The 13181-nt window shown below is 48.4% G+C and carries 11 protein-coding genes and 3 tRNA genes; 9 read left to right on the forward strand and 5 right to left on the reverse strand.

Going from position 1 to position 13181, the window contains the following annotated elements; genetic code table 11:
- Nucleotides 1-828: a GLPGLI family protein gene (locus BQ8005_RS02340; protein WP_075316908.1), complete on the reverse strand. Its 828-nt coding sequence runs from the start codon at nt 826-828 to the stop codon at nt 1-3.
- Between the two features lie 228 nt (nt 829-1056).
- On the opposite strand from BQ8005_RS02340, the gene BQ8005_RS02345 reads away from it, so the two are divergent.
- The 7 genes from BQ8005_RS02345 to BQ8005_RS02380 all read left to right on the forward strand — a co-directional run bounded on the left by BQ8005_RS02345 (nt 1057) and on the right by BQ8005_RS02380 (nt 8679).
- The gene (locus BQ8005_RS02345; protein WP_075316909.1) at nt 1057-2499 is read left to right on the forward strand and encodes a sensor histidine kinase; all 1443 of its coding nucleotides are present in this window, start codon (nt 1057-1059) and stop codon (nt 2497-2499) included.
- A 6-nt stretch (nt 2500-2505) separates the two neighbouring features.
- Nucleotides 2506-3189, forward strand: coding sequence for a response regulator transcription factor (locus BQ8005_RS02350; RefSeq protein ID WP_075316910.1), 684 nt, complete (start codon nt 2506-2508; stop codon nt 3187-3189).
- Nucleotides 3190-3624: 435 nt separating this feature from the next.
- A complete protein-coding gene (locus BQ8005_RS02355; protein WP_075316911.1) occupies nt 3625-4401 on the forward strand; it encodes an AMP nucleosidase in 777 nt (258 codons plus the stop codon).
- A gap of 4 nt (nt 4402-4405) precedes the next feature.
- Entirely contained in the window at nt 4406-5428 is a 1023-nt protein-coding gene (gene holA / locus BQ8005_RS02360; protein WP_075316912.1) for a DNA polymerase III subunit delta, read from the forward strand.
- Between the two features lie 978 nt (nt 5429-6406).
- On the forward strand, nt 6407-6877 hold the full coding sequence (locus BQ8005_RS02370; protein ID WP_021846461.1) for a helix-turn-helix domain-containing protein: 471 nt from the start codon (nt 6407-6409) through the stop codon (nt 6875-6877).
- A 123-nt stretch (nt 6878-7000) separates the two neighbouring features.
- Nucleotides 7001-7780: a dihydroorotate dehydrogenase electron transfer subunit gene (locus BQ8005_RS02375; protein WP_075316914.1), complete on the forward strand. Its 780-nt coding sequence runs from the start codon at nt 7001-7003 to the stop codon at nt 7778-7780.
- A complete protein-coding gene (locus BQ8005_RS02380) occupies nt 7768-8679 on the forward strand; it encodes a dihydroorotate dehydrogenase (RefSeq protein WP_075316915.1) in 912 nt (303 codons plus the stop codon). The genes BQ8005_RS02375 and BQ8005_RS02380 overlap by 13 nt, the downstream gene beginning before the upstream one ends.
- A gap of 92 nt (nt 8680-8771) precedes the next feature.
- On the opposite strand, the gene trmD is transcribed toward BQ8005_RS02380, so the two are convergent.
- Nucleotides 8772-9449, reverse strand: a complete 678-nt coding sequence (gene trmD, locus BQ8005_RS02385; RefSeq protein ID WP_075316916.1) for a tRNA (guanosine(37)-N1)-methyltransferase TrmD — start codon at nt 9447-9449, stop codon at nt 8772-8774.
- 106 nt (nt 9450-9555) lie between these two features.
- Here trmD and ligA point away from each other — a divergent pair, with 106 nt between their 5' ends.
- Together ligA and dapA are read left to right on the forward strand one after the other, a co-directional pair.
- Entirely contained in the window at nt 9556-11553 is a 1998-nt protein-coding gene (gene ligA / locus BQ8005_RS02390) for an NAD-dependent DNA ligase LigA (protein ID WP_075316917.1), read from the forward strand.
- A 103-nt stretch (nt 11554-11656) separates the two neighbouring features.
- Nucleotides 11657-12550 carry a 4-hydroxy-tetrahydrodipicolinate synthase gene (gene dapA, locus BQ8005_RS02395; RefSeq protein WP_075316918.1) on the forward strand — a complete coding sequence of 298 codons (894 nt, stop codon included), beginning with the start codon at nt 11657-11659 and terminating at the stop codon, nt 12548-12550.
- A gap of 286 nt (nt 12551-12836) precedes the next feature.
- On the opposite strand, the gene BQ8005_RS02400 is transcribed toward dapA, so the two are convergent.
- The 3 genes from BQ8005_RS02400 to BQ8005_RS02410 form a co-directional block, all read right to left on the reverse strand.
- A tRNA-Arg gene (locus tag BQ8005_RS02400) sits at nt 12837-12910 on the reverse strand.
- A 25-nt stretch (nt 12911-12935) separates the two neighbouring features.
- Nucleotides 12936-13009 (reverse strand) — tRNA-Arg (locus BQ8005_RS02405).
- A 27-nt stretch (nt 13010-13036) separates the two neighbouring features.
- Nucleotides 13037-13110: transfer RNA gene (locus BQ8005_RS02410), tRNA-Arg, on the reverse strand.
- Nucleotides 13111-13181 lie beyond the last annotated feature (71 nt).

Here is a 13181-nt window from a genome sequence, read left to right on the forward strand (position 1 = left end):
TCATTCTAATTCCAAGGGAGTGTAACCATTGGGGCGAATCCGTAACTGTACACCGTTGATAAGGATGGAGCTTTTCCCTTCTTCGTCCTTTTGCACTGTCATATCACTGATTGATTCCAGTGGAATGTTTGTCATGGGATCCTCTTCAAATTTGTTCTTTCTTTTGACAAACTTGTCTCTTTCTACGGTCACTATGTTGGGTATATCCGGCAAAGCTATTGGCAATGTGCCCTTGCGGAAAGTGATGGCTTCAAAACGGTGTATGTTCTCCGTATCATGAGCCAGCATTACGAGCCCGGGAAGGCCACAAAATTTCCAAGGGCCGTAAGTGGTCGGTATTTCCGGTGCGTACCATACGACCCATTTCCTTCCACCGTATTCACCCGTTGCTTTTTTGCAAACGTAACCACAGACGGTATCGGTTTCATTGCCTAAGCTCCACTGTATCGGGCGAAGTTTTTCCTTGTACATATAATAGTCAGGCGGTATTACACTGTAAACAGACATTTCCCCTTGCGGATGGTTCTGTAATACCGTCTGGTCGAAAAACAAACTGTTTTTTATTTCCTGCATCCGGTATTTTTTTATATCGTCGGAAGCATGGGGACTGGCGTTGACAGAATCGGACTGGAATGCCGTGTAATCCATAAAACAGGAGCAATCACGTCCTATCTGTAAAATAGTCGTATAGGTGTCCGTAATGGATTTTGAATTTGTCACCCGATATTCGTAAAGACATTCATAATCTGTGGGGAACGTGTCGTTTTGTTGTGCGGACAATGACAAGGAAAGTTCCAGACCTGCACTGAGAATTAAAAGATGTTTCATATACAATAAGTTTTATGGGGTTAATATCTGTTTATGGTTATTTATATTGAACGTATTTTCATCAGAATATTCGCATTGCTATTTTTGTGCAAAGGTATCGGGGCTGTGACAGACTGGGAAAAATAATCATTATCCTATTCTTATGGAATTATTATTAAATTATTATAGCCGATCAATATTGCCCCGGCCATGCTGTCCATTCTATTCAAATTGCCATATATTTGCATCATGGAAAAAAGAATCAAGATACTGAATTATCTGACAGTCATTGTCATCGTGTTATTTGCCATCGTACAGGGAAAATGGCTTTATTCCCGATACAAGTACACGGTACAAACCTGTGCGGATACACTTTACAGCCGTGTATTTGAATCCGTTGATGAATACAACAGGGTGCGTCAGAGTGCGGTCAACAACGAAATGGCCGTTGAATATACGACCAGACGGTTTGTAAGAGGAGACACTGAGATGTTTTTGTTTGATATCTATACGGCAGATATGCGCCGGTGTTCAGCAATTGATTCACTTTCGGCTGATTTGTTTTCCCGAATATATGAAACGCAACACCCTGACTGGCTGGATAGAGAAGTGCAAGTGATTGTTGTCAAACAGGATCGGAAAGAATCGGAGGTTCTTGAGGCAATAGAACGCAGCTGTCTTAACAGACGGTTCCCTTTTTCAGTTGAGAAACTCGATACGGTGATGCGGTCCAACGATATCAGGCTCGATACCATTTTCACCGAGACGGCAGATTCGATAGTCTGGGAATCTTCCCGTACGGAATGGGGTTCGCTGTTCCATCCTGTACTCTCCATAACCTATCCCTACGACATTCTGGGTAAGAAGCTGGTACGGATGGATTGCCCGATTGCGTTGCCGCTGATTATAAGAGAAATGTCGGATATTCTGTTCTTTTCATTCGCCTTATCTGTTTTATTGGTTGTTTGCCTTGTTGCACAAATTGCCACGATCCGCAAACAGCGTAAAATAGAAAATCTCCGGTCAGACTTTATACAAACCATGATTCACGAGCTGAAACGTCCGATTGCAACGCTCAAGATGTGTGTCTCCTATATGGGCAATGAACGGCTTATGAAAGACATTGCGGGCCGGCAAATGGTCGTTGCAGATTCCCATACGGCATTGGACAGCCTGTCTGCTTTGTTTTCCAAACTGAGGGATCTGACTTTCAGCAAGTCAACCGAGATACCGCTTCATCTTTCAGCGTTCAGCCTGCGCGATTTGCTGGATGCGTGTATCCATAAACTGAATGTACCAGGCGACAAGCATGTTCGTATCCTTGTTCTTCCCCACGAGGATATGATTGTCACTGCTGACAGGATGCACATGATTAACATTATCGACAACCTGCTGGAGAATGCAGTAAAATATTCGCGCGAAAAGGTTGAAATCGAAATAGATTACCGGAAATGTGACAATGACCACGTCCGTATCTCAGTTAAAGACAATGGATTGGGCATTCCCAAATCGGAACAAGGACATGTTTTTGAAAAATTCTATCGTGGGCGGATTGGCGTTGAAAAAGATATAGCAGGCATGGGGCTCGGACTGGCTTATGTCCGTATGCTTGTTGAAGCACACCGGGGTAATATACGCATGGAAAGTGAGCTAAATCATGGAAGTACTTTTATTATAGAGTTACCACAATGAATAAAAATGAATAAAAATGAAATACATATTTTGCTGGTCGATGATGACAGGCAGAACTCATTGCTTTTGAAACGTTTCCTGGAACTCGAAGGGTATTCGGTGACCTACGCTTCCGATGGGGCTGCGGCATGGGAAATGTATAACCGGCAACATCCCGACTTGATATTGCTGGATGTGAACATGCCTGTAATGAACGGATTTGAACTTGCACAGAAAATCCGTGAAACGGATAGTGAGGTATTCCTGTTTTTCCTGACTGACCGTACGGAAAAGGCAGACCGGTTGAAGGGCTTCCACTTGAAAGGCAATGACTATATTCCCAAACCCTTTTATCCCGAAGAGCTGATTGCGAGAATTGACGAACGGTTTGAAAACAGGAAAGTTGATGTTCAATGCCGCTATGTGATTGGGAAAACATTATTTGACAGCCAGAATTCAACAGTCACATACGATGGGATCACCCGTAATCTATCGGCACGTCAGACGGATATTTTGGTTCTGCTGTCACGAAGTGTCGGCATACTGGTGACGCGGGATGAAATTCTGAATCAGGTATGGGGCGACATCAGCTATGCTAATTCCATGTCTTTGAATGTACAGATTACTTATTTACGACACATTCTTGCTCCTGATAATACCATAAATATTGTTTCTGTTAAGAAAAAGGGATATATCCTTCAGATACCATGACAGGCTGAAAACATAAGCCTACTGACATTGAATCCCACTTGTAAGAATACTGCTCAAGCGAGAAATAAACAGAATTTGTTTGTAAATGATTCTGACTGTCATTTGCAGATGCCCGAATCGTAGGTGATTTCCTGGCTGAAGCAGAAAAATCTTCTTCCACCATGAGTATACGACTGATCCTACATGAGTCGTATACTCATCCTACATCAGTCGTATACTCATGGTAGATGCCTTCAGGATGCTTGCAAGACGGGGGAAGCCGAAAAGGAGCGGGCAGGGGATCCCTGCTGAATTTGTCCGCAGATATGAACGAAATTCCGCCTTTTTCTTTTCCCGTCTCCCTAATTATTGTATTTTTGCGTTTGCGGAACGGCGGCCATGCAAGGACACCGTTCTGCAGACCATATCCTAATCCTTATAGATTAACGAAATCGTATGAAAACTAAAGAAGAAATTGTAGCCAACTGGTTGCCACGTTACACCAAACGCCCACTAGAAGACTTCGGCGAATACATCCTGCTGACCAACTTCAACAAGTATGTGGAGCTGTTTGCCGGGAAGTTCAATGTGCCCATCCTGGGACGTGACGCCAACATGATATCGGCCAGTGCCGAGGGCATCACCATCATCAACTTCGGTATGGGAAGTCCCAATGCCGCCATCATCATGGACCTGCTCAGCGCCATCCATCCCAAGGCCTGCCTGTTCCTGGGCAAGTGCGGAGGCATCGACAAGAAGAACAGGCTGGGGGACTTGATTCTTCCCATTGCGGCCATCCGCGGCGAAGGTACGTCGAACGACTATTTCCCGCCCGAAGTGCCTGCACTGCCGGCCTTCATGCTGCAGCGTGCCGTGTCGTCGTCCATCCGCGACCATGCCCGCGACTACTGGACCGGAACCGTCTATACCACCAACCGCCGCATCTGGGAGCACGACGACCAGTTCAAGGAATACCTCAAGAAGACGCGCGCCATGGCAGTGGACATGGAGACGGCCACCCTCTTCAGCTGCGGGTTTGCCAATCACATCCCTACAGGCGCCCTGCTGCTGGTGTCCGACCAGCCCATGATTCCCGAAGGAGTGAAGACCGACAAGAGCGACAGCATGGTGACGCAGAACTACGTGTCCGAGCATGTGGAAATCGGTATCGATTCGCTCCGCATGATTATCGACGAAAAGAAGACCGTAAAACACTTGAAATTCGACTGGTAAGACTATGGCAAAGCAGGAACTGACGTGCGACGACATCCTGAAGGAACTCCGGGCCAAGCAGTACCGCCCTGTCTATTATCTGATGGGAGAAGAGGACTATTACATAGACCTGATAGCCGGCTACATCGAAGCGAACGTGCTGACCGACGAGGAGAAGGAGTTCAACCAGACGGTGGTGTACGGGGCCGATGTGGACATTGCCTCCATCATCAATGCGGCCAAGCGCTATCCGATGATGGCCGAACACCAGGTCGTCATCGTCAGGGAGGCACAGGCCGTGCGGGGCATGGAGGAGCTGACTTACTACCTGCAAAAGCCGCTGCTGTCCACCATCCTCGTCCTCTGCCACAAGCATGGCGTGCTGGACCGGCGCAAGAAGCTGGCAGGCGAGATAGAAAAGGCAGGAGGCGTAGTCTTTGAATCAAAGAAAGTGCGCGAAGCCCAGCTGCCTGCCTTCATCAGTTCCTATCTGAAACGCAAGGGGGTGGACATCGAACCGAAGGCCTCGCAGATGGTAGCCGAATTCGTGGGTACCGACCTGAGCCGCCTGACGGGCGAGCTGGAAAAGTTGGTCATTACGCTGCCAAAAGGTTTGACAAGAGTGACACCCGAACAGGTGGAACGGAACATCGGAATCAGCAAGGACTATAACAACTTCGAACTTCGGGCCGCTTTGGTCGAAAAAGATGTGCTGAAAGCCAATCGGATAGTAAAATACTTTGAGGAAAATCCGAAAGGAAACCCCATACAGATGACTTTATCTTTACTTTTCAGTTTCTTCTCCAACCTGATGATGGCCTATTATGCCCCCGAAAAATCGGAGCATGGCATCGCTGCGTTTCTGGATTTGAAGTCGCCTTGGCAGGCTCGCGAATACCTGGCCGCCATGCGCCGCTACAGCGGAGTGAAGACCTTGCAGATTATCGGCGAGATACGCACGGCCGATGCACAGTCGAAAGGCGTGGAGAACAGTTCGATGAGCGATGGCGATATCCTGCGGGAACTGGTGTTTAAAATTCTGCATTAATGGGAGTGTAATCCAATCTGTTTTTTTCCAGAAAGAAATATGGATGGTATCGGAGCTGTGAACAGACATCCGGATACCATCCTCTTTTGTTGCCTTAATTTACAGCTCCAATCCACATCCATTGCCGCATCCTATACGCAAAAAATCCCCTGTTTACCTATGTTCGACTGCCATTTCTCTAGAATCTCCCAATTGACGAATGTAAAAATAGGGGTTAATGCGCTATATTACAAACGTTTATATCAAAATAAAACCTCTGAGAATGCGATATTTCCTCCAATTAGTCCATTTATACGGAAAAAAAGGCTGGAAATTACAATAATAAAAAGGAAAGAAGAAAATATCCAGCTATCCATAATAATGTACCACCAATCCGCTCACATAACCCTCCATTTCATCAAATCTGTCATATCCAAATGGTATATCAGGCTACTGAAATGGACAAAATAGTTGTAAATACAACAAGAAAGATTTTCATATGTAATGTATCGGTATATTCACCGATGTAATAGCTGCAACTATTATATTACACATATAATATTCACTATTGTTATATATACAAATATATGTATATTTATTGTGGTAAAGTAGGGGATTACATTCGTACTTTCCCAATGATTAAGCGTAAATATAGAATCTGTCAATTAACTATATACCAATAAAATACTATGATTTGATGCAAATATGCTTCCACAAACACCCCAAAAGGATATTTACTTATGTAAACATAGCCAAAAATCACAGAGCTATACATCATTACGCACTGATTATCAGATAGATATTTGGTTTTACTAAAGTTTAATATATGCATTATTTTTACTTACATCAGGTATATTTCGAATGTAATAATCGAAAATGAAATATAGGGAGTATTTCTGTAAAGTCGTTAAATTACATTCTTAAATTTGCTTTTGTAAACTATATTATTTACTTTTGTAACCAATAATAAAAGGGAATACTATTGTAATATCTACCTGTATGAGCATCAAAGACCGCTTTAAAATGATCATGGAACGGGAAAAGCTGACGGCCGGAGCTTTTGCCGAAAGTATTGGAGTGGCACAAGCTACCATCTCTCACATTCTGGGCCCCCGTAACAAATATCCCAGCACGGAAGTTATCCTCCGGCTTCACCAGCGTTATAGTGACATCAACCTCGAGTGGTTGCTCACGGGACAAGGCAGCATGAGTAACGATGCCGAGGCTTCCGCTTCTACCCCTGAAAACATCGGCGCAGACTATCCGCTATTCGCTGAGAATGCCGAAAATCCGGACAAAGGGACAGATGAACCGGAAAATCGCAAGGAAATGGCATTAGCAAAGCCATTAAACACGCCTAAAGAGATTGTAAAACAAGAGATTATCTATAAAGAAAGACCACCCAGGAAAATCACCGAAATAAGAATCTTCTTCGACGACAATACGTACGAGACTTTCAAGCCGGCGTGAAAGAGGATAAGACAGGCGACACCTCGGAAGTAAAAAGCCTGAAAACGTTGTTTTCAGCTTTTGTACTTCTCTCGGTTTGCACTATCTTTGCACAACGATTGAAATCCATTCTCTTTTATAGTAATGAAAAAATATATCTTAGATTTGACAGTCACGGAGAACGTCCGCCTGCATGCCCATTATGTGCTGCTGAAGCTGACGTCCCCCCAGATGGAACTGCCGGAGATGCTGCCGGGACAGTTCGCTGAAATCCGTGTGGACGGCTCGCCCACCACATTCCTGCGCCGCCCCATTTCCATCAATTATGTGGACAGACAACGCAACGAGGTGTGGTTCCTGATCCAGCTCGTAGGAGACGGAACAAAGCACCTGGGCGAAGCGAAAGCCGGCGATGTAATCAATGTAGTGCTTCCTTTGGGAAATGGCTTTACCATGCCTGAAAAGCCTTCAGACAAGCTGCTTTTGGTAGGTGGCGGCGTGGGTACGGCTCCGATGCTCTACCTGGGCGAACAATTGAAGCAACGGGGATGCAAGCCCACCTTCCTGCTGGGCGCCCGCAGCGACAAGGATCTGTTGCAGCTCGACCAGTTTGCCGCCTATGGCGAGGTGTATACGACGACCGAAGACGGTAGTCACGGCGAAAAGGGCTTTGTGACGCAGCATTCCATCCTGGAGCAGGTGAAGTTCGAACACATTTATACGTGCGGTCCCAAGCCGATGATGATGGCCGTGGCGCGCTATGCCAAAGCGAAGGGCATCGACTGCGAAGTGTCTCTGGAAAATAAGATGGCCTGTGGCGTAGGTGCCTGCCTCTGCTGCGTGGAAAACACCGATGAAGGCCACTTGTGTGTATGTAAAGAAGGTCCCGTATTTAATATAAACAAACTGTTATGGCAGATTTAAGTGTAAAGATTGGTGAATTACAAATGAAAAATCCCGTGATGACCGCTTCCGGGACTTTCGGATACGGCGAAGAATTTGCCGATTTCATCGATTTGGAGCGAATAGGCGGTATCATTGTAAAGGGAACCACCCTTCACAAACGTGAAGGCAACCCGTATCCGCGTATGGCGGAGACTCCTTCGGGCATGTTAAACGCTGTGGGACTGCAAAATAAGGGCGTACATTACTTTGTTGAACACATCTATCCCCGCATCAAGGACATCCGGACCAATATGATTGTGAATGTGTCGGGATCGGCCATCGAAGACTACGCCGAAACGGCCTCCATCATTAACGAACTTGACAAAATTCCTGCCATCGAATTGAACATTTCCTGCCCCAATGTAAAGCAGGGCGGCATGGCCTTCGGCGTGACTGCCAAAGGGGCCGAAGAAGTGGTCAAGGCAGTACGCCAGGTGTATAAAAAAACGCTCATCGTGAAGCTGTCGCCCAACGTGACAGACATTACAGAAATAGCACGTGCGGCCGAAAATGGTGGTGCCGACAGCGTTTCGCTCATCAACACCCTGCTGGGTATGGCTATCGACGCCGAAAAACGTCGTCCGTTGCTCTCCACAGTGACCGGAGGTATGTCTGGGGCAGCTGTGAAGCCCATTGCCCTGCGTATGGTATGGCAGGTGGCTAAGGCGGTAAAAATACCCGTCATCGGTCTGGGAGGCATCATGAACTGGCGAGATGCGGTGGAATTCCTGCTGGCAGGGGCTTCAGCCATCCAAATCGGTACGGCCAACTTCATCGATCCGACGGTTACAGTCAAGGTGGCCGAGGGTATCGACGACTACCTGAACCGACACGGATTTAAGTCTGTAACGGACATTATCGGTGCGCTTGAGGTATAACGTCTGACAAAGATACCCTCTTCGCAACTGAAGAGAATAAAAAAGGACATCAGCTGACTGATGTCCTTTTCTTTTATATTTACACGTCTGTTTTATTCTCCCAACAAGTCGGGACGCAATCGGCGGGTCCGTTCGATGGACTGCTGCAACTCCCATTCCTTAATCTTCGCCTCGTGACCTGAAAGTAAAATATCCGGAACTTTCCAGCCGTTATAATCGGCCGGACGGGTATAGACAGGAGCGGCCAGCAGATTATCCTGAAACGAGTCCGACAGAGCCGACTGCTCATCGGAAATCACACCGGGAATGATGCGCACGATGGCGTCGGCCATCACGGCAGCTGCCAGTTCGCCACCCGTCAGCACATAGTCGCCGATGCTCACCTCTTTCGTGATGAGATGCTCGCGGATGCGGTAGTCGATGCCCTTGAAGTGGCCGCACAGGATGATGAGGTTCTGCGCCAGCGACAGGGTGTTGGCCATGGGCTGGTTGAACTGCTCGCCGTCGGGCGTGGTGAAAATCACTTCATCGTACTCGCGTTCAGCCTTCAGGCTGTTGATGCAGCGTTCGATGGGCTCAATCTTCATCACCATACCGGCAAAGCCGCCGAAGGGGTAATCGTCCACGCGGCGGTACTTGTCCTGGGTGTAGTCGCGCAGGTTGTGGATATGTATCTCGGCCAGGCCCTTGTTCTGTGCCCGTTTCATGATGGAGCAGTTGAAGAAGCCTTCAATCATCTCCGGAAGAACGGTAATAATGTCTATGCGCATAACGTTTCTTGCAATTTTTCTGCAAAGATAGTATTTTGGCACGGATTACACGGATTTTCACGGAGAAACCCGTATTTTTGCATGCAAACTATCTGTAAGACGAACTATGACACCCAAAGAACGAATAGACTGGCTGCGTGCCGAGCTGCACCGCCACAACTACAACTACTACGTCATGAACGCTCCCGAAATCACGGACAAGGAGTTTGACGACCTGATGCGCGAACTACAGGACTTGGAGAAGGAGCACCCCGAATATGCGGACGAGAATTCGCCCACCATGCGTGTAGGCAGCGACCTGAACAAGAACTTCACGCAGGTAGCCCATAAATATCCCATGCTCTCGTTGGGCAACACCTACTCCGAAAGTGAGGTGACCGACTTCTACGAACGGGTGAAGAAGGCCCTGAACGAGGACTTCGAAATCTGTTGCGAGCTGAAGTACGACGGCACGTCCATCTCCCTGACCTACGAAGACGGCAAGCTGGTGCGCGCCGTGACCCGCGGTGACGGCGAGAAAGGTGACGACGTGACGGACAATGTAAAAACTATCCGTACCATCCCTCTCGTGCTGCACGGCGACTATCCCTCTACATTCGAGATACGCGGCGAGATTCTGATGCCGTGGGAGTCGTTCGAAGCCCTGAACCGCGAACGCGAAGCTCGCGAGGAACCGCTCTTTGCCAATCCGCGCAACGCCGCTTCGGGCACACTGAAATCGCAGAACTCCTCCGTAGTGGCCGCGCGCAAGCTCGACGCCTACCTCTACTACCTGTTGGGCGAAGACCTGCCCGCCGACGGCCACTACGAATGCCTGCAGAAGGCGGCGCAGTGGGGCTTCAAGATATCGGAGCACATGAAGAAGGCCCGCACCCTGCAGGAAGTGTTCGACTACATCAACTATTGGGACACGGAACGCAAGAACCTGCCCGTGGCCACCGACGGCATCGTGCTGAAGGTGAACAGCCTGCGCCAGCAGAAGAACCTGGGCTACACGGCCAAGTCGCCCCGCTGGGCCATCGCCTACAAGTTCCAGGCCGAACGCGCGCTGACACGGCTCAACAAGGTGAGCTACCAAGTGGGCCGTACGGGTGCCATCACGCCAGTGGCCAATCTGGACCCCGTGCAGCTGTCGGGAACCGTCGTAAAACGTGCCTCACTCCACAATTCCGACATCATCGAAGGCCTCGACTTGCACATCGGCGACATGGTCTATGTGGAGAAAGGCGGTGAAATCATCCCCAAGATAACGGGTGTGGACACCGATGCCCGCGGCATACTGCTGGGCGAGAAAGTGAAGTTCATCACCCGCTGCCCCGAGTGCGGCACGCCGCTGGTGCGGTTCGAAGGCGAAGCGGCCCACTACTGTCCCAACGAAACGGCCTGCCCGCCGCAGATCAAGGGCAAAATAGAGCACTTCATCAGCCGCCGGGCCATGAACATCGACGGACTGGGACCCGAGACCGTGGACATGTTCTATCGTCTGAAGCTTATAAAGGACGCTGCTGACCTTTACCGCCTCACGGTGGACGATATTAAGGATCTGGACCGAATGGGGCAGAAATCGGCTGAAAATATCGTTAACGGCATCGCTGCGAGCCGTAGCGTCCCTTTCGAGCGTGTTCTCTTCGCCCTGGGCATCCGCTTCGTAGGCGAAACGGTGGCCAAGAAGATTGCCCGTTCCTTCAAGAGCATCGACGAAGTGGAGCAGGCCAGCCTCGAAACGTTGATGAGTGTCGATGAAATCGGCGAAAAAATAGCCCAAAGCATCGTCAGCTACTTCGGCAACCCGCTGAACCGCAACCTGGTGGAACGACTGAAGGAAGCCGGCCTGCAGTTCAGCCGAAGCGAAGAAGACCTGAGTGGATATACCGACAAACTGGCAGGTCAGTCCATCGTCATCAGTGGTGTGTTCGAACACCATTCACGTGACGAATACAAGGAAATGATCGAGCGCAACGGTGGAAAGAACGTAGGAAGCATCTCGTCCAAAACGAGCTTCATCCTGGCCGGTGCCAACATGGGCCCCGCCAAGCTGGAGAAAGCACAGAAACTGGGTATCCGCATTATGTCCGAAAACGAGTTCCTGGACTTGCTTTCCTGACAAAATCACATAAAAACGTTTTTTATCTCGGATATTTGTAGCGCAAAACGAAAAAAATAGTACATTTGCGAACTGCTAAACCACAGATTATCTCATAAGACCCATGATAAAAACTAGATTGAAGGGAATGGGGGTTGCATTGATCACCCCGTTTAAAGAAGATGAAAGTGTAGACTACGATGCCCTGATGCGCATCGTGGACTACCTGATACAGAACAACGCAGATTTCCTGTGCGTGCTGGGAACTACAGCCGAAACCCCGACACTGACAGAAGAGGAAAAAAAGAAAATCAAGCGAATGGTGATAGAGCGCGTCAACGGACGTGTTCCCATTTTGCTGGGCGTGGGCGGCAACAACACACGTGCCATCGTCGACACACTGAAACATGACGATTTCACCGGTGTAGACGCCATCCTCTCCGTAGTGCCTTACTATAACAAACCTTCGCAAGAGGGCATCTACCAGCACTACAAAGCCATTGCCGAAGCCACAGAGCTACCCATCGTACTCTACAACGTGCCGGGTCGTACAGGCGTGAACATGACAGCTGAAACTACCTTGCGCATTGCCCGCGATTTCGAGAACGTGATCGCTATCAAAGAGGCTTCGGGCAACATCACACAAATGGACGATATCATTAAGAACAAGCCGGCTAACTTCGATGTTATTTCGGGTGACGACGGCATCACCTTCCCCCTCATCACACTGGGTGCCGTGGGTGTCATCTCAGTCATTGGTAATGCCTTCCCACGCGAGTTCAGCCGCATGGTGCGCCTGGCCCTACAGGGCGACTACGCCAATGCACTGACCATTCACCACAAGTTTGCCGAACTGTTCAAGCTGCTCTTCGTGGACGGTAATCCTGCCGGCGTGAAAGCCATGCTTAACGCCATGGGTATGGTGGAGAACAAGCTTCGCCTACCGCTGGTTCCTACACGTATCACCACGTTTGAGGCTATGCGCAAGATTCTGAGCGAGCTGAACATTAAGTGCTAAAACTTTATCAGAGAAGAGATATACTAATCAGAGAGTGTGTCACATCAGGAACAAAGGGCGGGTTGTTCCTGATGTAACACACTCTTTTTATAGGCTGCAACACAGTACTTCATGAGAGTATAACACAGTGCTCTATGAGGATGTAACAAAGCACTGTATGACATGCTTACAAAGCACTTCATGGAACCATCAGAAAGTGCTTCATGGCAGAACAAGAACCCAAATCAGGAAAATAGAAGGGCATATTAAACAAAAATCCCCACAAGAACAATCTTGCAGGGCTTTGTGATCGCGACAGGATTCAAACCTGTAACCGGCTGATCCGTAGTCAGCTACTCTATTCAGTTGAGCTACGCGACCATTTTTTATTTTCTATAGAAAGTAGTGACCGCGACAGGATTCAAACCTGTAACCGGCTGATCCGTAGTCAGCTACTCTATTCAGTTGAGCTACGCGGCCATTCATTTATGTCCTGTAAAAAAGTAGTGACCGCGACAGGATTCAAACCTGTAACCGGCTGATCCGTAGTCAGCTACTCTATTCAGTTGAGCTACGCGGCCTTATTTTTTTTACGGGTGCAAAGATACGGACATTTTCTGTTTCTGCAAACTTTTCACCGTTTTTTTTCGCA

Origin of the sequence: Bacteroides togonis (assembly GCF_900130135.1) — a bacterium.
Classification (GTDB): Bacteria; Bacteroidota; Bacteroidia; order Bacteroidales; family Bacteroidaceae; genus Bacteroides; species Bacteroides pullorum.

What these genes read in the sequence shown, in the direction of transcription:
- BQ8005_RS02340 (WP_075316908.1), bottom strand. Translation starts at nt 828, where the DNA reads ATGAAACATCTTTTAATTCTCAGTGCAGGTCTGGAACTTTCCTTGTCA.
- BQ8005_RS02345 (WP_075316909.1), top strand. Translation starts at nt 1,057, where the DNA reads ATGGAAAAAAGAATCAAGATACTGAATTATCTGACAGTCATTGTCATC.
- BQ8005_RS02350 (WP_075316910.1), top strand. Translation starts at nt 2,506, where the DNA reads ATGAATAAAAATGAAATACATATTTTGCTGGTCGATGATGACAGGCAG.
- BQ8005_RS02355 (WP_075316911.1), top strand. Translation starts at nt 3,625, where the DNA reads ATGAAAACTAAAGAAGAAATTGTAGCCAACTGGTTGCCACGTTACACC.
- holA (WP_075316912.1), top strand. Translation starts at nt 4,406, where the DNA reads ATGGCAAAGCAGGAACTGACGTGCGACGACATCCTGAAGGAACTCCGG.
- BQ8005_RS02370 (WP_021846461.1), top strand. Translation starts at nt 6,407, where the DNA reads ATGAGCATCAAAGACCGCTTTAAAATGATCATGGAACGGGAAAAGCTG.
- BQ8005_RS02375 (WP_075316914.1), top strand. Translation starts at nt 7,001, where the DNA reads ATGAAAAAATATATCTTAGATTTGACAGTCACGGAGAACGTCCGCCTG.
- BQ8005_RS02380 (WP_075316915.1), top strand. Translation starts at nt 7,768, where the DNA reads ATGGCAGATTTAAGTGTAAAGATTGGTGAATTACAAATGAAAAATCCC.
- trmD (WP_075316916.1), bottom strand. Translation starts at nt 9,449, where the DNA reads ATGCGCATAGACATTATTACCGTTCTTCCGGAGATGATTGAAGGCTTC.
- ligA (WP_075316917.1), top strand. Translation starts at nt 9,556, where the DNA reads ATGACACCCAAAGAACGAATAGACTGGCTGCGTGCCGAGCTGCACCGC.
- dapA (WP_075316918.1), top strand. Translation starts at nt 11,657, where the DNA reads ATGATAAAAACTAGATTGAAGGGAATGGGGGTTGCATTGATCACCCCG.